Origin of the sequence: Puia sp., assembly GCF_036500295.1 — a bacterium.
GTDB lineage: Bacteria > Bacteroidota > Bacteroidia > Chitinophagales > Chitinophagaceae > Puia.
In genome coordinates, this window is the sequence record NZ_DASYCH010000003.1 from 152,021 (window position 1) to 170,790 (window position 18,770).

The following is an 18,770-nucleotide window of genomic DNA, read 5'->3' on the forward strand; positions in this document are numbered from 1 at the left end:
GGTAATTACTGTTTTGCAAATTTTTTGCAATTATCTTTAGAAAAATACTCATCACATGAAAGCGAACCGGAGGGAGTTTATCCGTAAGACTGCGGTGGTGGCGTCGGCGCTTGCAGGCGGTGGAACTGCAGTCCATGCCATGCGTGTTACGTTGCCCGGGTCCGGGAACGTTCCCGGAAAGCAGGGACCCATCATCCGCGACGCGGGGATGCAGATGTCGGAAGCCTATTTCGACGGGTTCAACCAGCATAAGATCGCCTTGTGCCGGCAGATGGATGTGCTGGGGGCTGTGGGCGGAATCAACACCAGGATGGTGGGATTGAACGAGGTGAAGCCCTGGGAGCTGGAGGCGGTAAAGGCCGTGAAGAACGCCTGGGACAACCAGGGCTTGAAAATGACCGTCGTCGAGGGGCCGCCGGCGCTTGGTGAGAAGACGAAATTGGGATTGGCGGGCAGGGATGAGGAGATCGCCAACTTTATAACGTTTATGCACAACCTATCCAAAGTCGGGATCGATACGATCTGTTATAACTGGATGCCCGTGATCGGCTGGTACCGGACGGATAATGCAAAAAAAGGCCGGGGCGGTGCTCTTGTCACGGCGTTTGACAACGTGGCGGCGAAAGACCTGTCGCCGACGGAATATGGAACCGTGTCCAAAGATCAGTTATGGAAGACCCTCGAATATTTTCTGAGGGCCGTGGTGCCGGAAGCGGAGAAGGCGGGAATCAAACTGGCGATGCATCCCGATGATCCTCAGGTGGACCAGATCAGGGGCATTTCGAGGATCATGACCACGGTGGATAACTTCAAACGGATGCTGGACCTGTATCCGAGTCCGAGCAATGGGATCACGATGTGCCAGGGGAATTTCTCGCTAATGGGGGCCGATATACCTGCCATCGTCCGGGATTTTGGGAAGCGGAAGGCGATTCATTTTGTACATTTTCGTAATGTTCGGGGAGGAAAATATAAATTTGAAGAGACCTTTCATGATGAGGGGCAGATTGACATGTATGAGGCGATGAAGGCTTATTATGAGATCGGTTTCCGGGGGCCGATCCGGCCGGACCATGTACCCACGATGGCGGAGGACAGCAATTCTTTCCCCGGGTACAGCACCATCGGTACCCTTTATGCCAACGGATATATCCGCGGGCTGATGGAAGCAGTCAGTAAACAATCGCACAGCATATGAACAAAAAGCTTTTTTCCGCGCTTATTATTTTTAGCTGTTTTAGCAGTAAGGCTCAGACGGTGGCCGCGGGGCCCGAGTACATCAAGGCACTTACTTCGCAATGGAAGGGCGAGCGGTTTGCCGATGGCCGGCCAAAAGTGTCTGATGAGCTGCTTGAGCGGTTAAAGGGGCTTGGATTGGAAGATATCTGGGGGGTATTGCGCAACAGGGGGTATCAGAACCAGTATGAAGGCAACTGGCAGGTGATCAACTCAGACAGCGTGATGACAGGCCGGGTGGTGACGGCGCAGTATATGCCGTTGCGGCCGGACTTTGCCGATCTGATCAAGGCGGAGGGGAAGGCGGAGGGCCGCGGTCAGCATGGCGGCACCAATTCCTGGCCCATCGATATTCTCGTGGACGGGGATGTATATGTAGCGGACAGCTATGAGAAGATGGCGGATGGGACGTTGATCGGCGACAATCTGGGCAACTCCATTTATGCGCATTCGCATCGCGGCGTCATCTTCTACGGGAGTGTGCGGGACATGGCGGGGCTGAGCGAGATAAAGGGGTTTAACGGCTGGGTCAAGGGCTCGGACCCATCGTATATCCAGCAGATGATGCTCACCTCTATCAATCAGCCGGTCCGGATCGGCAGAGCGACGGTATTGCCGGGGGATGTCGTGCTGGCCAACAAATGGGGGGTTATTTTCATTCCCGCCTTTCTCTGTCAGGAGGTGGTGATCACGTCTGAGGTGACCCAGCTAAGGGATGAATTCGGTCATCAGCGGCTGCGGGAAAAGAAATACCTCACCGGGCAGATCGACAGCGAGTGGACCGAGGAGATCAAGAAGGATTTTCTGAACTGGCTGAGTCATTATCCCGGAAAGCTGCCGATGTCGAAGAAGGAACTGGATGATTATCTCAAGGAGCGTAATTATTAAAATTATGGATAAAAGAAGCTTCCTGAAGAACGCCGCCCTGGGCGGGCTTGCGTTCAGCGGGCTGGACCGGTTGTCCTTTGGGGATCGGGTGGCGCAAACCACAAGAAACGTCCGGCGGGATTCGGCGCCTTCCGATCTCAAGATCACCGATATGCGGTATGCCGTTGTGCAGAACGTCGGGCGGACGGCAATTATCCGGATCGATACCAACCAGGGAATTTATGGGCTTGGAGAAGTGCGGGACGGTGCGGATGAGCGCTATGCGCTGATGCTGAAGAGCCGCATCCTCGGCCAGAATCCCTGCAATGTGGAGATGATCTTTAAGATGATCCGGCAGTTCGGCGGCCCGAGCCGGCAAGCCGGCGGCGTCTGCGGCGTCGAGATCGCGCTTTGGGATCTTTGCGGCAAGGCCTACAACGTTCCGACCTGGCAGTTGCTGGGCGGCCGCTATCGGGATAAGATCCGCCTGTATGCGGACACGCCCGAGGCCAAATCTCCGGAGGAGCAGCGGAAGCTGATCCGTTACCGGCTGGAGGAGCAGGGCTATACCTGGCTGAAGATGGATCTGGGCATCGGCGAGATCAAGGATATCCCGGGCACGCTGGTGAACGCGGATTACTGGGGGCCGGCCCTCAACCAATGGCAGGGCGACCCTATGTCGTATGCAAACACTGAACATCCTTTTACGCAGATCCAGATCACCGACAAGGGCTTTGAAGAGATGGCGAAGATCGTCGAGAATGTGCGTGGGATGGTCGGTTATTCCATTCCGTTGTCGACAGACCATTATGGGCATTTCGACCTGAACAACGGCATCCGGCTGGGAAGGGCGCTGGAGAAGTACCGGCTTGCCTGGCTCGAGGATATCGTATCCTGGGAGCGGACCGATCAATGGAAGACGATCACCGATGCGCTCGAAACGCCGACGCTTACCGGGGAGGATATCTATCTGTTAAAGAACTTCAAACCGCTGATCGATGTCCATGCCGTCGATATTATTCACCCTGATCTGGTGAGCAGCGGCGGCTTACTCGAGACGAAGCATATCGGCGACTATGCCGAGGAGCATGGCATCGCGATGGCCATGCATCAGGCGGGTACGCCCGTCAGTTTTATGGCCAATGTGCATTGTGCTGCCGCCACTCAGAATTTCCTTGCGCTGGAGCATCATTCCATCGATGTTCCGTGGTGGGAGAGCCTGGTGAAGACGACCGATGGCCGCGCGCTGATCACCAAAGGTTTTGCCAATGTCCCGCTGACCGCGCCGGGTCTCGGCATTGAGCTGAACGACGAGGAAGTGAAGAAACATCTCACCACAAAGGATAAAAGTTATTTTGCGCCGACGCCGGAATGGAACGATCTGCGCAGTCATGACAGGATCTTTAGCTAGACGGGCCGGAGGTCCGTCGGCCGGAGGCCAGACAAAACTGCATATGAAAAGAAAAGATTTTACCTACACCCTGGTGATCATCGCCGCCGTGATCATTTCGCTTTGCTTTCCAAAATATTTTACGGCCATTGGCGGATACAAGCTGGCCGGGCTGATCACCCCGTTGTTGCAGGTCATTATGTTCGGCATGGGGACCTCCATGAGCGTTCATGATTTCGCGGGGGTCATCAAACAGCCGAAGGGTGTCGTCATCGGGGTATTCAGCCACTACCTGATCATGCCTCTGTTGGGTTTTAGCCTGGCCAGCATCAGCGGGCTTCCGCCGGAGATCGCGGCCGGGATCATCCTTGTGGGCTGTTCGCCGAATGGGCTTGCCTCGAATGTCATCTCTTATCTTGCGCAGGCGAACCTCGCGCTTTCGGTGACCCTTACGGCGATCTCCACCTTGCTGTCGCCCTTGCTGACGCCGCTGTTGATGAAGTGGCTGGCGGGGCAGATGATCGCCATCGATGTCACCGCGATGACGCTGGACATTATGAAGATGGTGATCATCCCCATCGGGGCGGGGCTCCTCTTCAATCATTTCTTTCATGGAAAGGTCAAGTGGCTGGATAAGGCTATGCCATTGGTGTCGATGGGCGCCATCGCCGTTATCATTACGATCATTACGGCGGCGGGAAGGAACAGCCTGCTGACCATCGGGCCGTTGCTGATCGTATTGGTGCTGACCCATAACCTGCTGGGTTATTGTCTGGGGTATTGGTCGGGGCGGCTGTTCCGGATGAACGAGCGGGACTGCCGGACGATGGCTATCGAGGTCGGGATGCAGAATGCGGGTCTTGCTTCGGGACTCGCCAAGGGACTCGGCAAGATCGCTACGGTGGGTCTTGCGCCTGCTATCTTCGGACCGCTGATGAATACCACCGGTTCGTTGCTTGCGTCCTACTGGCATCGGAAGCCGCCGGAGGGACGGGGCGGTGGCAAGGCCGGCGCCACGAAAACGAGCGGCCTTCCTGTCGCCGGCGCCGCGCTGCTCGTTATGGCGATCGCGGGAGTCACGTTACTTGCCGGTTGCCGGAGTGAACCGCATCATCGGGATGATGGTGCGGCAGACACCGACTGGCCCGCCTATGGTGGAAACAAGGCTGGTAACCGGTATTCGCCGCTCGCGCAGATCAATACCGGCAATGTTGCCGGGTTGGCGGTCGCCTGGACCTACGATACCGGCGAGAATACGGACAGCAGCGCACAGCGGCATGAGATCCAGTGTCAGCCGATCGTGGTGAATGGCGTTCTTTATGGGACGACGCCGGAGTTGCGGTTGTTCGCAGCCGATGCGGCGACGGGGAAGGCGTTGTGGAAATTTTCGGCGCCCTATGAACGGATGCGGTTCAACACCAATCGTGGGGTGCTGTATTGGGAGGATGGGGCGGATAAGCGCATCCTCTTCAGCACGGGCTCCGGTCTTTATGCCCTGGATGCGGTCACGGGCAAGCCCGTACGCCGCTTCGGTACGAATGGGATGGTGGATCTGCATGAAGGTCTTGATCACCAGCTTGGTCATTCCGTCGATCGGCTGATGGTGACGGCCACCACGCCGGGGATATTATATAAGAATACGCTGATCATCGGAAGCAGTGTTTCCGAAGGCGGCGACGCCGCGCCCGGTCATGTACGGGGCTTCGATGTCGTCACGGGAAAACTGAAATGGACCTTCCACACGGTCCCGCAGCCGGGAGAAGAAGGCTATGACACCTGGCCGCCCGGCGCCTATCAAAAGATTGGCGGTGCCAATTGCTGGGGCGGGCTTGTCGTTGACGAAAAGCGCGCCCTTGTCTTTTTTGGGACGGGCAGTCCGTCTGTTGACTTTTATGGCGGGGCCAGGGCGGGGGAGAATCTATTTGCGAATTGCATCGTCGCGCTTCACGCGGAGACGGGTAAGCTGGCGTGGTATTATCAAACGGTGCATCACGACCTCTGGGACCGGGATATCCCCTGTCCGCCGAACCTGGTAACGGTAAGACATGCGGGGCGTGTGGTCGATGCCGTGGTACAGACCACCAAGGACGGGATGATCTATGTTCTTGACCGGGATAGCGGGAAGAGTCTGTTCCCGGTGGAGGAGCGGGAGGTCCCGGTGGCCGGGCTTCCCGGCGAGCATCCCTGGCCCAGGCAGCGATATCCGGTAAAGCCCGCGCCCTTATCGAGGCAGACGCTTGCAGATTCCGATCTGACGAACCTTTCGCCGGAGGCGCATGCTTTTGTGGAGAAGCGTTTCCGGGAGATAAAACGGCCCTACAACAAATTCCTGCCGCCCGATACCACGGGCACGCTGCTGCTGGGCTATAGCGGGGGCGCGGAGTGGGGCGGCAATGCTGCCGATCCCGACGGTATCCTTTATCAGAATGCCAACGAAGATTTCTGGGATCTGCAACTGTTTTCGCTCGCCGATTGGGAGAAAGCGCTGGCCAGGGTATCGCGGGGCAATGCGCTTTACCTGACCAATTGTTCCGCCTGTCATGGTCGTGACCGGAAGGGTAGTCCGAATCAATATCCCGACCTGACGCGCAGCCGGCGCGGATCGGAGGATATCCAGAAACTGATCGCCAGCGGCAGCGGCAAAATGCCGGCCTTTCCGACGCTTACGGCCGAAGACCGGAAAGCGATAGCCGATTATCTTTTAAGACCCTGGGCGATGCCGGCCAAAAATGAGCATAGCGAGGAGGTCAGGACTACTGCCGCAGCTTCCGGGTTTCCCTATCAGCCGGAATATGTCATCAAGGTCTGGAAGAACTTTACCGATGGAGAGGGCTATCCCGCTACGAAGCCACCGTGGGGAACGCTGAATGCCATCGACCTGAACACGGGCGATTATCTCTGGCGGGTGCCGCTGGGTGAGTATCCGGAGCTGGCGAAGAAAGGAATTCCGGCGACGGGTACGGAGTCGTATGGCGGTCCGCTGGTAACTGCGGGCGGGCTTCTTTTTATTGCGGGTACCCGTGACAGTAAGTTCCGGGCCTTTGACCGGAAGACGGGTAAGGTGGTGTGGGAATATCAGTTGCCGGTCTGCGCCTATGCGACGCCGATCACTTACTCGGTGGGCGGGAAACAGTATGTCGCGATCGCCGATGGCGGCGGCCGTGGAGGGCCGTTCGGCGGGAAGTATATTGCTTTTGCGTTGAAATAAGGATCCCCACCGTTTGGTGGGGATCGGGATATTCGTTTGGCGGAGCGGTCTATTGGTGGGCCGGGCTATTTTTTTAGCTTGATCCGGTCGGCGATCAGGAGACCGATATCGGTTCCCATCACGCGACTGATATCGGTGGAATATTTATAATGGATACCGCCGTAGAAACGGGAATTGGCGGTTTCCGTTGCCGCCTGGCGGAAGGAGGTAAAGCTCCGGCTTTTGATGCCGAACTCCAGTTCGGTCGTGTCTGTATAGGCGAAATTATCCCCGAATTCGGTGGTCAGGGCTTCGGCTGCGGCGGCAGAGATAGTACAATGGCCGCAGGTATATTCGGGAAAGGGCGGTGTTTGAAGATGGGGCCGCCAGTTGGCATCGAAATATTTGTTGATGGCGGTCTCCGGCCGCAGCGTGTTGTAAATATATTTCACATTCCAGCATTGGATAAAGGCGTCGAAAAGCGCTGCGGCGGTCCTGGCATAGGCGGCTGTGGTCAATTGGAAGTCCGCGCCGGCTTTTTGCGCGGCGATGCCGGTGATCCCCATCCAGTGGCCGGCAGGCGAGAATTTCTTGGTGCCGAACATCAGGTGGCCGGAGACATTTAATTTGAAAGGGTTGTCGTCCCAGAAATCGGCGATCCATGCTTCTTCGGGGGTGAGGCTATCGCCCTTGTTCTGGATCAGTTTCACTTCTTTGTAATAGGGGGCTTTTTTATCGGTTACGGTGAAAGTGTAAGGCGGGTGCGGCATAAATTGCTGGACGCTGTCCATGGCCACGTAGCGGATCTCGCTCCAGTGCGGTTCCATGGCGGGGGTATAGGCGGGTGGCGTGGGCACCCATCTGCCGGGGGAGTCGTTCACCATGTATTCGGGAGCGCCGCGGGTCTCGGCGTAGTGGTCCTTTTTCGACCAGGCCTTGATTGCTGCGGCAACGGTATCGGAATACGCGATGGTAGCGGCGAGCATATCCGAAGACATGCCATGGTCGGTGGCCATTGTTTTGAGGCTGTCCACATAGGTGCGCATGCTTCCTTCCGGGAAGGTCACCGCCTCGCCGAGTTTGCAGTAGGCCAGCAGGGCGGCCAGCTCGAAATCGATCTTTTGCGTGGTGGTGTCCGGCCTGGGGACGGACTGCAGGCCATGCAGCTGACCGGCGAGAGATTGGAAGCGAGCAGGATAACCGCCGGCGATACACTCATAACCGGCTACGGCGGCGTAGAGATAATTCCGCGAAGCGACGATGGGGCCAAAATTGTTCCCCATGACGACCGTATTCAGTTGGTGAACGGTGGCGCAGTAGAGGTTGGGATCTTTGAAGATCTTATCGTAGTCGCTTTTGGATTGACATGCGGAAAAGAGGATTGCCACGAAGGCAAAAAGACAAAGACGTTTCTTCATTTATCAACGGGTTAAATAGAATAGACAATAGATAGATGGACAGGGATAAGGTTTATCCTATGCCGTCCTGGGGGGCTGCCAGCCCATGCGGGTATACCCGGGGCTTAGCGAAGGGGTCTTGTCCAACCCTCTTTTTTCTTTCCGGGCAGGAAAATTGCAGATAGCGAATGCGGGACTTTGCTGATGGAAAATGGTGAGCAGCGGCGGGGATATTTTCCCGGCGGGGGAAGATTTGCCGTGGCCGTTTCCATCCGGGGGATCGATGGCAAGATGGATGATCTCGCTTTTTGCGCGCCGGATCTGACCGGTCTCGTTATCCCGGACACAAAGAAATTCGATGGAATCGTTGTACAACCTTTTCAGCACATATCTGTAGTGGATGTTGCCGACCTCCAGTTCGCCGTCGGCCCGTTCGAACGAGACCGAAGAAGCCGGATAGGGGATTGCTGCCGCGGATATTTTGAACAGGATCAACTCACCGCGGTCGAACTGCTGGTGATCCAGCCGTGTTTCCCAACGGGCCTCCTCCCGGCCTTCGTACCAGGAAATGAAAAGCCAGTATCCTACCCAATTGAACAGCAGAAAAGTTGCTAATAATATGGTCGCAATCCGTTTAAACAACGTTACAAGGTAGCTAAACTTACCTAAATAATGAATACCCGAAATAAAAATATTCTGGCTGTCAACGGCGGGTCGTCCAGTATCAAATTCTCGCTGTACAGCGGCGATGATCCGCCGGTTAAATGGCTCTCCGGGAAGATCACCCGCATCGGCCTGGTGAATACAGAGCTAACGTTTACCAATAAGCGAACAGAAAAGAATGGCAGGCTGCCGGTAAAAGCCTCCGGCATAGCCGAAGCGGCGGGAACGCTGGCCGACTGGCTGCAGGAGGTGGAGGGGGTGATGCCGCTGGCGGCGATCGGGCATCGGGTGGTACACGGTCTTCAGCACCGGCAGGCTGCCCTGGTGGATGACGCGCTGCTCGACGATCTGCGGCGGATCAGTGCTTACGATCCCGATCACCTGCCCGGAGAGATCGAGCTGATCCGGTGCTTTGGCGACCGGTATCCTCATCTTCCACAGATCGCCTGTTTTGACACGGCCTTTCACAGCAGCCTGCCCCCGGTGGCCCGGGTGCTGCCCATTCCCCGGCGGTATGCCGCGGCCGGTCTGCAACGCTATGGCTTTCATGGATTGTCGTATTCCTATATTTTGGAGGAGCTTATGCGGATCGCCGGGGCTCGCGTTGCCAATGGCGCGGTCGTGCTTGCCCACCTGGGTAATGGCGCCAGCCTTGCCGCTATAAAAGACGGCGTCAGTGTCGACACCACCATGGGGTTTACTCCCGTGGGCGGGATCGTGATGGGTACCCGCCCGGGTGATCTCGACCCGGGTGTCCTTTGGTGGTTGCTGGATAAAGAGAAGCTGGGTGCGGACGGGTTCAGTCAGCTGATCAACCGGGAGTGCGGGCTGCTGGGAGTATCGGAGACCAGTCCGGATATGCAGGACCTGCTGGAAAAGGAAAGCAGCGATCCGCGGGCCGCGGAGGCGATAGCGCTTTTTTGTTACCAGGTGAAGAAGACCATCGGGGCGTATTCGGCGGTGCTCGGCGGGCTGGATACCGTGGTATTCACCGGCGGCATCGGGGAGCGGTCGCCGGCCATCCGCAGCCGGATCTGCTCCGGGTTGGGTTATCTGGGGATCGGGCTGAACCAACGCGCCAACAGCCATAACGATCTTTTTCTTTCCGCGGATGATACCCGTGTGGGGGTCTATGCGATTCCCACCGATGAGGAATGGATGATCGCAAAAACGGTTAAACACTTTTTATGACAACGCAAACCTTGACACAACCGAAAGATGCGCTTTCTTATGAGGCGCTGCAACGGATGGACGCCTGGTGGCGCGCCGCAAATTATTTGTCCGTGGGCCAGATCTATCTGCGCGATAATCCGCTGCTTCGGAAGCCGCTGGAGCCGGGGCATATCAAGCACCTGTTGCTTGGCCATTGGGGTACCACTCCCGGACAGAATTTTATCTATGTTCATCTGAACCGGCTGATCCGGCAATACGATCTGGACATGATCTATGTCTCGGGTCCCGGACATGGCGGCCCTGCGCTGGTGGCCAGTACGTATCTGGACGGCACGTACAGCGAGGTTTATCCGCATATCAGCCGGGATGAGACCGGGTTACAGCGGCTGTTCAAGCAATTCTCTTTTCCCGGCGGTATTCCCAGTCATGTATCGCCGGAGTGTCCGGGCTCCATTCATGAAGGGGGTGAGTTGGGTTATTCTCTCAGTCATTCCTTTGGCGCCGTCTTTGACAACCCGGGGCTGCTGGTGGCCTGTGTGATCGGCGATGGGGAAGCGGAGACGGGGGCATTGGCAACGGCCTGGCATTCCAATAAATTTTTGAACCCGGTGACCGACGGCACGGTGCTGCCCATCCTTCATCTCAATGGCTATAAGATCGCCAATCCTACGGTGCTGGCGCGGATGACCCGGGGCGAACTGGAGCAGCTGATGACGGGCTACGGCTGGCAACCTTATTTCGTTGAGGGGGATGAACCTGAAACGATGCACCGGGCCATGGCGGCGACCCTGGATACCATCATCGAAAATATCCGCATCATCCGGGATGCCGCGGTGTCCGGCAACGGCATGGGTGAACGGCCCCGTTGGCCGATGCTGGTCCTGCGAAGTCCAAAGGGATGGACGGGACCGAAGATGCTTGACGGGCTTCCCGTAGAAGGTTCCTTCCGCAGTCACCAGGTGCCGATACCCGATCCTGCCACCAACCCCGATCATCTGCGACAGCTGGAGGAATGGATGAAGAGCTACCGTCCCGAGGAGCTGTTTGATCAGGGGGGGACCTTGCGGGCGGAACTGGCTGAGCTGGCGCCGGTGGGGCTCCGGCGGATGGGGTCGAACCCGCATGCCAACGGCGGGCTGTTGCTCAGGGACCTGCAAATGCCTGATTTTCGCCGGTATGCCGTCAACATAGAAGGCCATGGCGTCGTCAAGGCGTCCGACACCACCGTGCTGGGGGCATTCCTGGCGGACATCATCCGATGCAATGCCGGAGAACGCAACTTCCGCATCTTTGGACCCGACGAGACCCTCTCGAACAAGCTGGATGCTGTATTCAGCGCCACCAACCGGCAATGGGAAGAAACGATCATTCCTCAGGATCAATACCTCGCCGCCGATGGGCGGGTGATGGAGGTCCTCAGTGAGCATCAGTGTGAGGGCTGGCTGGAAGGATATCTGCTGACTGGGCGTCATGGACTGTTCAACAGCTATGAAGCCTTTATCCATATCATCGACAGCATGTTCAACCAGCATGCCAAATGGCTGAAGGTGACGCGCGATATCGCCTGGCGGCGGAGGATCGCTTCGCTCAACTACCTGCTGGCCTCCCATGTCTGGCGGCAGGATCACAATGGATTTACGCACCAGGACCCCGGTTTTATCGATCATGTAGTCAATAAGAAAGCGGAGGTGGTGCGGGTGTATCTGCCGCCTGACGCCAACTGTCTGCTGTCAACGATGGATCATTGTCTGCGCAGCCGGCATTATGTCAATGTCATCGTCGCGGGGAAACATCCCGCGCCGCAATGGCTCACGATGGACGAGGCTGTGTTGCATTGTACGAAGGGCGCGGGTATCTGGGGCTGGGCCAGCAACGACCAGGACTCGGAGCCCGATGTCGTGATGGCGGCGGCGGGTGATGTGCCGACGCTGGAGATCCTGGGCGCCATCTCCATTCTCCGGCAGCGCCTGCCGGATCTGCGGGTACGGATGGTCAATATCGTCGATCTGATGAAGCTGCAGCCGAAGACCGAGCATCCGCACGGGCTCAGCGATGCCGATTTCGATCTGCTGTTCACGCAGAACAAACCGGTGATCTTTGCCTATCATGGCTATCCCTGGCTGATCCACCGGCTCACCTACCGGCGAACGAATCATCACAATATTCATGTGCGGGGATATAAGGAGGAAGGAACCATCACTACTCCGTTTGATATGACCGTGCTCAACGATATGGACCGGTTTCACCTGGTGATGGATGTGGTCGACCGGCTGCCGCAATTGGGACAACGGGCGGCCTATCTCAAGCAGGACATGCAGGACATCCTTATCCGGCACCGGAATTATATCCGGGAGGAGGGGATCGATCTACCCGAAGTTCTCAACTGGAAATGGACTCAATAAAGAAAGCCGCCCGAGGCGGCATTCTTTTTATAGGATCAATATTGTCCAGGAGGCGGATTGTTTTCCGTTGGTCCAGGTCAGCCGGTAGGCGCCCGGCGGCATGCCCGGAACGTTGACGGTGGTCTGCGGGATCCCCGCTGCGATGTTCATGGTCTGCATGATCACCCCCGACATGCTGACCAGCTTCAGCTGCGAAGGGCTGTTGGCATCGGGCGGGTCAAAGTAAAAGAAACCGTATTTCACCGGGTTGGGATGTACATGCTGGATGACGGGTTGCAACCTGATCTTCGTGCTATAGGTATAAGATGCGGTGGTATCCTGCATTTTCAGGCGATACCAGCTGGCCCCGGTGGTGGCATCGGGGTCCGTATACGCATAGGTATGGCTTGCGCCGTTGGACCGGACAGACTTGACGGTGCTGACGATGTTGAACACGATACTGTCATTGCTTTTCTCGATGGCATAATAAGAAATGCTTGCATCGTTCTTTACCTGCCATTGCAGTTGCGTGTTATTACTTCCCGATAGCAGGCCGGTGAATTTGATCAACTGGAAGGCGCTGGAATTCGACAATTTCGTCGAATCGTAGGTATATGTAAACAGCTGGACCGAGTCGGCCGATGTGCTATTGGCCACTCTTACGAACCCGGTGGATCCCGCGCCGACGACGGCGAACATTTCATTATCGGAAAGCGCCTGGAACAATGCGGCGGGTGTGCCGCCGAAGCTGACGCTGTTGGCGGTGGTCAGATGCGATCCATAGATATAGACGGTATCGCCCGTGGTGCCGCTCATCGGCGAGAAGGAAGTGAGGTCGATCAGGTTGGACGGAGGGGTAGTATTGTTTACATAGGTAAAGCCGGCTTGGGAGTCGGTGTTGCCGGAGCCTGTAATGCTGATATCCCCCGAGGCGCCGGAGCCGACGATGGCGATGATGGATGTATCGCCATACGCGGTGAAACTGGCGGCGGCCGTCCCGCCGAAGCTGACGCTTTGTGCCGTGAGGAACCCATGGCCTTTGATCACCACCTGGGTCCCTTGCGAGCCGGATTGCGGGCTGAAGGACGATATGGTGACGGGAGGCGGAACATAGGTAAAGCCGCTTAGTGATCCGCTTCCGGGACCCGTTTTTACGGTGACGGCTCCTGTTGTGCCGTTACCGACGACCGCCGTGATCTGGTTATCCGAGACGAACGTGAAGGAAGCCGCGAAGGTGGGTCCGAAGGTGACGGTGGTAGCGCCGGTGAAATTGGCGCCGTTGATCGTGATCACCGTTCCGGGTGAACCCGAGATGGGGGAGAAGCCGGTGATCGTCGGGGACGGCACGCCATAGGTGAATGTACCCAGGCTGGCGGGACCCGATGGAGTTACGGCAGTGACCAGGCCTGTTCCGCCGTTGCCTACCGTGGCGGTTATACTTGTGGGCGAGTTGACCGTAAAGGCCGTGGCGGCTACCCCGCCAAAGCTGACGGCTGTCGCTCCGCCCAGGTTGTTACCGGTGATGGTGACGACGGTACCGGCTGGGCCCGATGAAGGAGTAAACGAAGTGATGGTCGGTTCGTTTGAATTTTTGTTTCGCAGCAGGGTGATATTGGCCGACGTATTGTCGACGATGGCCAGATCGGGCAGGCCATCGCCATCGAAATCGGCGGTCGCCAGCGCCCAGGGAACGTCTCCACAGGGGTAGTCGACATTGGGGGCTATCGAAGGAGAGCCGGGTGTACTGGTATTCTTGTGGATGGAAACCGTATTGTCCAGCTGGTTGAGGCTGGCGATATCCGGTAGCCCGTCGCCGTCGAAATCGGCCATCACCAGCGCCCAGGGGCTGCCGGGATTTAGGGTACCGGTAGGTACGTCGGTTCCCCGTTGGAGATCGATGTTGCCGGGAGTGCTTGCATTTTGTAAGATCGTGATGGAGGCATCGGCGTTGTTGACGATCGCGAGATCGGGTTTACCGTCCCCGTCGAGGTCGCCGACCGCCAGATCCATTGGACCGGCGCCGACGGAAAAGTCGACATTGACGTCGAAGGAAAGCGGGCCGCCGATGGCCCCCGTGTTGCGAAAGACGGACACCGAGTTGGCCATGGCGTTCACCGAAGCCAGATCGGGTTTGCCGTCGCCGTCCAGGTCGGATACGATGACATCGTAGGGCTGGGTATTGGCGGGAAGGTGCAGGTCTTGTTTGGGTGAAAAAGCCAACGTGCGGGTGGTGCTATTGTTAATAAAGAAGGAAACCATATCGTTCACGTCGCTGGCCGCGACGATCTCCGGTTTCCCATCCCCGTTACAATCCGCTACGGTGAGCCCGGTGGTGTAATTCCCGAGGGCATAGTATACCGGCGAACCGATGGAGATATTTCCCGAGGTGCTCGTATTGCGGAAGATAGCCAGTTTCGGCACCTGGTAGTTGGAAACAACGAGGTCCGGTTTTCCGTCCCCGTCCAGGTCGCCGGCTGTGACGGCAATGGGATAGTAACCGGAAGGCAGTGCATAGTCGACCGCGAGGGTGAACGAGACGGTACCGAGCGTGCTGGTGTTGCGAAAGATGTCTACGGTGTTGGCATCGCCATTTGCGACGACGAGATCGGGTTTACCATCTCCGTCGATGTCGATGGTGAAAATGCTTTGTGGTCCGGCGCCGGTGGGTTTGGTGAAAATGGTGGAAAAGGCATCCGGTGTGAACTGTCCGGGATCGATGAACGTCGTGATAAACGGGTGTGCCGAAGAAGCCGTCAATCCACCCGCGGTCACCGTCAGTGGCTGGTAGCTGCTTCCCGCGGGAACCGTGACGGTAAGCGACGTGGAAGAAGCTGCGGTTACGGTCGCGGGCGCCGATCCGAAGAAGACGATATTGGCTGCGGGTAAAGCGCCGAAGTTACTGCCGGTAATGGTCACCGTTGAACCAACGGCCCCCGACTGGGGACTAAAGCCGGTGATAACGGGTTGGGCAAAAACCAGGAAGGGGAGAAACAGGATAGTGAACAGGAGGACACACGGTCGTCCACTACCAAATAATGGTTTAATGCCAGGGTAGAGGTTCGGCATGAGGTATTGAATTTGACGGTAAGATAATAGAAAGAATGTGTAAAGAGAAACATATATAAAAAACATTTATTCATGACGGTTTTGCAGACATAAAGTGCTGATTGGCAGGATGGGGCCGCCGGATGCCAGCGGGGCGGCTATTTTTGGTCCATGACAACTCTTTCTCTTGAAACTACCGGGCTGAGCCACCGGTTTTCGGGCGATGCGCCCGTGTTGAGCGGACTTGACCTTCGTGTACCGGAACGCAGTATCTATGGCTTTCTCGGTCCCAACGGCGCGGGAAAAACGACAACGCTTCGACTGGTCCTTGGATTGCTGAAAAAACAGCAGGGCGAGATCCGGGTCTTTGGAAAACCATTTGCGGAGAACCGCATGGCTATTCTCCCGAAGCTGGGATCGCTGATCGAAAGTCCTTCCGTCTATTCACAGCTAACCGCCGTGGAGAATCTCCGGGTGTTGCAGAAGATCTATCGTTGTCCGCCGGACCGCATCGGGCATGTCCTTCGGTTGACGGGACTTGCGGATACGGGTAAAAAGAAGGCCGGCCGCTTTTCTCTCGGAATGAAGCAACGGTTGGGTATCGCGATCGCATTGTTGAACGATCCCGCCTTGTTGATCCTCGATGAGCCGACCAATGGTCTCGATCCCGAGGGGATCATCGAAATGCGGGAACTGTTCCGGGAGCTGAACCGCCAGGGGGTTACCCTTCTTGTCTCGAGTCATCTGCTCGCCGAGATGGAAAAGCTGGTCACCCATCTCGGCATCATCCATAAAGGGCAGCTCTTATTCCAGGGGACGCTGGAAACATTGCGGGAAGGCCGGAACGGCGACGATCTCGAAACCATCTTTATTCACCTGACAAAGAAACGCGCATGACCGGATTTATCCACAGCTTTGGAAGTGAATGGCTGAAGAAGAAACGTACGGCGGCATCGCTGCTCACCGTGATCGGCAGCATCCTTATCCCGGTGATCATCATCATCGCCCGGATCGATGATCCGAGCGCCCTCGCCGTTGCCAACGGGCAACCGCGTATCTGGGAAAGCTTGTATAACCGCAACTGGCAGTTGATGGGCACCCTGTTTTTGCCGATGGGGGTAGTCCTCGCCACGAGTCTGATCACCCAGCTTGAATTCCGCAACAACACCTGGAAGCAACTGTGCACGACGCCGCAATCGCTGACGACGATCTTTTTGGCAAAGCTGGCGGTGATCGGGGTGATGCTGCTGGAGTTCTTCCTGCTTTTTACGGTGGGCATCTGGCTGACGGGTGCGGTTCCCGGGCTTTTCTTCCGGAATGTTGCTTATCCGGCGGAGGCCTTTCCCTGGAAGGCGGTTCTCGACGGCAGCGCCCGCTTTTTTCTCGATATCCTGCCGGTGGTGGCCTTGCAATACCTGCTCGGCCTCCGGTTCAAAAATTTCCTTATCCCGCTGGGCGTGGGGCTGGGGTTGTATGTCGCTTCGATGATCGCCGTTCACTGGCGGTATGGTTACTGGATCCCCTATACCTACAGCGCTTATAATTTCGTGGGCAGGGCGGCGGAGAAATTTCATACGCATTACTGGGCGGCGGGTTATGCCCTGCTGTTCACCGGATTGGCATATATTCTTTATATTACGCGAAAGGAGAAAGGATAGTCATGAGAAGGGTCGCCGTCATAGGATTGCATTGCTGTTATTGGGGGATGTATGGGTTGTTGATCCTGCTGTTTGCGATACTGAGCACCCGTTCGCTTCATTTTCCGGTGAGAGTCCTGTTGATGCCCGGCGGTGCGTTCACTATTCCGGCCCTGCTGGCCTTTTACAGCTTTTATTTTTTGCTTTTTCCCCGGCTGCTGCAACGCCGGCGCCTGATATTGCTGGGTGCGGCGGCGATCGCTGCCGCGCTTTTTTGCGGTGCTATTACGCTGGGGCTGATGCGGGTGTTTCCCTGGTTCCCTTTTCAAATTTCGAAGGAGCTGCTGCTTGTGCTGGCCTTTATCGCCTTTGTCAACGGGATCCTGGGCCTCGTCATCCGGGGATTTATCACCTGGTATGCGGAGATCCGCATAAAAGAAGAGCTTCGCCGTAAGAACACCGAGATGGAGCTGATGCTTTTACGCAGCCAGCTGAATCCGCATTTCCTGTTCAATACCCTCAACAATATCGATGTGCTGATCGAGAAGGATGCGGTGCGCGCCTCGGGTTATCTGCAACAGTTGTCGGGACTATTGCGGTTCATGCTTTATGAAGTGCGGACGGAGAAGATCCCGATCGCCGATGAGTTGAGCACCATCGAAAAGTATATCCAGCTGCAAAAGATCAGGACGGCGCATCCTGAGTCGATCCAATATACGGTGGAGGGGGAGTCGGGGCAATGGATGATCGAGCCGATGCTCTTTCTGCCGTTTGTCGAAAATGCCTTCAAGCACGGGGAAAAGAAAGCCGACATCCGGATCCATTTCCGGTTGGCCGCGGATAGCATCCGATTCGATTGCCAGAACCAATACCAGCGTAAAGCCGCGGGAGCGACAGGGCCAGCCGGCGGACTCGGGGACAGCCTGATCCGCAAGCGGCTGATGCTTTTGTATCCAAACCGGCATGTGCTGGAAGTGGAGGCCGGTGCGGACACCTATAAAACCACATTAATTCTCTCCGCTCATGCAAATTGACTGTATCATCATCGAGGACGAACCCCTGGCGCAGGAACGTATCCGGGGTTATCTGGAAAGGCTGCCGTTCCTGCGGTTGGTGGGGGCGTTTGACAACGGTATCGATGCCCTTGGTTATCTGCAAGCCGGCGAGCCCGACCTGATCTTTCTCGACATCAATATGGGCGATTTCTCCGGCATTCAGCTGCTGGAATCGATGAAGGTGCGCAGCCAGGTGATCATCAGCACTGCCTATCATGAGTATGCGCTGAAGGGCTTTGACCTGCAGGTGGCGGACTATCTGCTGAAGCCTTACACGTTCGAGCGATTTGTGCAGGCTATCGACCGGGTCCGGGCGTTGCGTGCGAAGCCTGCGGCCCCGTCCCTGAAGCGGTTTCTTTTTGTAAAGACCGAATACCGGTTGGAACGACTGGCGCTGGACGATCTGCTGTATATCGAAGGCATGCGCGACTATCGCCGCATCTTCGCGCGGGACAAGCAGATCATGACCCTGCAGACCTTTGGCGAACTGGAGCAAAATATTCCCCCCTCTATTGCTTGCCGGGTGCATAAATCCTATATGGTGGCGCTCGATAAGATCGATGCGGTGGAGCGGGACCTCATCCGGATCGGAACGGTGGAGATCCCCCTGTCGGAAACCTATAAGAAGGCTTTTCTGCAATTGCTCACGGGCTAGGGCGGACAGTTCCTGTATCGATTCCGAACAACGATGGGTTGTGTTTGATGCACAAAATATTGGTTTTCAGATTGCTGAAAATCG

13 protein-coding genes are annotated in these 18,770 nt (G+C 56.7%); 10 read left to right on the forward strand and 3 right to left on the reverse strand.

Going from position 1 to position 18,770, the window contains the following annotated elements; genetic code table 11:
* The first annotated feature begins 55 nt into the window (after nucleotides 1-55).
* From VGM48_RS01380 to VGM48_RS01395, 4 genes are read left to right on the forward strand one after another with little or no spacing between them, the layout of a single operon-like run.
* Nucleotides 56-1,198, forward strand: a complete 1,143-nt coding sequence (locus VGM48_RS01380) for a mannonate dehydratase (RefSeq protein WP_331575835.1) — start codon at nucleotides 56-58, stop codon at nucleotides 1,196-1,198.
* Complete coding sequence (locus tag VGM48_RS01385; protein WP_331575837.1) at nucleotides 1,195-2,124, forward strand: RraA family protein; 930 nt, start codon at nucleotides 1,195-1,197, stop codon at nucleotides 2,122-2,124. Before VGM48_RS01380 ends, VGM48_RS01385 begins: the two co-directional genes overlap by 4 nt.
* A 4-nt stretch (nucleotides 2,125-2,128) precedes the next feature.
* The gene (locus VGM48_RS01390) at nucleotides 2,129-3,514 is read left to right on the forward strand and encodes a mandelate racemase/muconate lactonizing enzyme family protein (protein ID WP_331575839.1); all 1,386 of its coding nucleotides are present in this window, start codon (nucleotides 2,129-2,131) and stop codon (nucleotides 3,512-3,514) included.
* Between the two features lie 43 nt (nucleotides 3,515-3,557).
* Nucleotides 3,558-6,701 (forward strand): bile acid:sodium symporter, encoded by a 3,144-nt coding sequence (locus VGM48_RS01395; RefSeq protein ID WP_331575841.1) that lies wholly within the window; start codon nucleotides 3,558-3,560, stop codon nucleotides 6,699-6,701.
* A 65-nt stretch (nucleotides 6,702-6,766) separates the two neighbouring features.
* Here the strand turns inward: VGM48_RS01395 and VGM48_RS01400 are convergent, their stop codons facing one another.
* Together VGM48_RS01400 and VGM48_RS01405 are read right to left on the reverse strand one after the other, a co-directional pair.
* Nucleotides 6,767-8,098 (reverse strand): vanadium-dependent haloperoxidase, encoded by a 1,332-nt coding sequence (locus tag VGM48_RS01400; protein WP_331575843.1) that lies wholly within the window; start codon nucleotides 8,096-8,098, stop codon nucleotides 6,767-6,769.
* 57 nt (nucleotides 8,099-8,155) lie between these two features.
* Nucleotides 8,156-8,719 carry a hypothetical protein gene (locus VGM48_RS01405; protein WP_331575845.1) on the reverse strand — a complete coding sequence of 188 codons (564 nt, stop codon included), beginning with the start codon at nucleotides 8,717-8,719 and terminating at the stop codon, nucleotides 8,156-8,158.
* A 30-nt stretch (nucleotides 8,720-8,749) separates the two neighbouring features.
* On the opposite strand from VGM48_RS01405, the gene VGM48_RS01410 reads away from it, so the two are divergent.
* Complete coding sequence (locus tag VGM48_RS01410; protein WP_331575847.1) at nucleotides 8,750-9,931, forward strand: acetate/propionate family kinase; 1,182 nt, start codon at nucleotides 8,750-8,752, stop codon at nucleotides 9,929-9,931.
* Entirely contained in the window at nucleotides 9,928-12,315 is a 2,388-nt protein-coding gene (locus VGM48_RS01415; RefSeq protein WP_331575849.1) for a phosphoketolase family protein, read from the forward strand. Before VGM48_RS01410 ends, VGM48_RS01415 begins: the two co-directional genes overlap by 4 nt.
* Before the next feature lie 27 nt (nucleotides 12,316-12,342).
* On the opposite strand, the gene VGM48_RS01420 is transcribed toward VGM48_RS01415, so the two are convergent.
* Nucleotides 12,343-15,360 carry an FG-GAP-like repeat-containing protein gene (locus tag VGM48_RS01420; RefSeq protein WP_331575851.1) on the reverse strand — a complete coding sequence of 1,006 codons (3,018 nt, stop codon included), beginning with the start codon at nucleotides 15,358-15,360 and terminating at the stop codon, nucleotides 12,343-12,345.
* Nucleotides 15,361-15,510: 150 nt separating this feature from the next.
* Between VGM48_RS01420 and VGM48_RS01425 the strand changes: the two genes are divergently transcribed.
* From VGM48_RS01425 to VGM48_RS01440, 4 genes are read left to right on the forward strand one after another with little or no spacing between them, the layout of a single operon-like run.
* Entirely contained in the window at nucleotides 15,511-16,236 is a 726-nt protein-coding gene (locus tag VGM48_RS01425) for an ABC transporter ATP-binding protein (protein ID WP_331575853.1), read from the forward strand.
* On the forward strand, nucleotides 16,233-16,997 hold the full coding sequence (locus VGM48_RS01430; protein WP_331575854.1) for an ABC transporter permease: 765 nt from the start codon (nucleotides 16,233-16,235) through the stop codon (nucleotides 16,995-16,997). The genes VGM48_RS01425 and VGM48_RS01430 overlap by 4 nt, the downstream gene beginning before the upstream one ends.
* Before the next feature lie 2 nt (nucleotides 16,998-16,999).
* A complete protein-coding gene (locus tag VGM48_RS01435; RefSeq protein WP_331575856.1) occupies nucleotides 17,000-18,010 on the forward strand; it encodes a histidine kinase in 1,011 nt (336 codons plus the stop codon).
* Nucleotides 18,000-18,686: a LytTR family DNA-binding domain-containing protein gene (locus VGM48_RS01440; RefSeq protein WP_331575858.1), complete on the forward strand. Its 687-nt coding sequence runs from the start codon at nucleotides 18,000-18,002 to the stop codon at nucleotides 18,684-18,686. Before VGM48_RS01435 ends, VGM48_RS01440 begins: the two co-directional genes overlap by 11 nt.
* Nucleotides 18,687-18,770 lie beyond the last annotated feature (84 nt).

What these genes read in the sequence shown, in the direction of transcription:
- VGM48_RS01385 (WP_331575837.1), top strand. Translation starts at nt 1,195, where the DNA reads ATGAACAAAAAGCTTTTTTCCGCGCTTATTATTTTTAGCTGTTTTAGC.
- VGM48_RS01420 (WP_331575851.1), bottom strand. Translation starts at nt 15,360, where the DNA reads ATGCCGAACCTCTACCCTGGCATTAAACCATTATTTGGTAGTGGACGA.
- VGM48_RS01410 (WP_331575847.1), top strand. Translation starts at nt 8,750, where the DNA reads ATGAATACCCGAAATAAAAATATTCTGGCTGTCAACGGCGGGTCGTCC.
- VGM48_RS01430 (WP_331575854.1), top strand. Translation starts at nt 16,233, where the DNA reads ATGACCGGATTTATCCACAGCTTTGGAAGTGAATGGCTGAAGAAGAAA.
- VGM48_RS01440 (WP_331575858.1), top strand. Translation starts at nt 18,000, where the DNA reads ATGCAAATTGACTGTATCATCATCGAGGACGAACCCCTGGCGCAGGAA.
- VGM48_RS01400 (WP_331575843.1), bottom strand. Translation starts at nt 8,098, where the DNA reads ATGAAGAAACGTCTTTGTCTTTTTGCCTTCGTGGCAATCCTCTTTTCC.
- VGM48_RS01425 (WP_331575853.1), top strand. Translation starts at nt 15,511, where the DNA reads ATGACAACTCTTTCTCTTGAAACTACCGGGCTGAGCCACCGGTTTTCG.
- VGM48_RS01380 (WP_331575835.1), top strand. Translation starts at nt 56, where the DNA reads ATGAAAGCGAACCGGAGGGAGTTTATCCGTAAGACTGCGGTGGTGGCG.
- VGM48_RS01390 (WP_331575839.1), top strand. Translation starts at nt 2,129, where the DNA reads ATGGATAAAAGAAGCTTCCTGAAGAACGCCGCCCTGGGCGGGCTTGCG.
- VGM48_RS01415 (WP_331575849.1), top strand. Translation starts at nt 9,928, where the DNA reads ATGACAACGCAAACCTTGACACAACCGAAAGATGCGCTTTCTTATGAG.
- VGM48_RS01395 (WP_331575841.1), top strand. Translation starts at nt 3,558, where the DNA reads ATGAAAAGAAAAGATTTTACCTACACCCTGGTGATCATCGCCGCCGTG.
- VGM48_RS01435 (WP_331575856.1), top strand. Translation starts at nt 17,000, where the DNA reads ATGAGAAGGGTCGCCGTCATAGGATTGCATTGCTGTTATTGGGGGATG.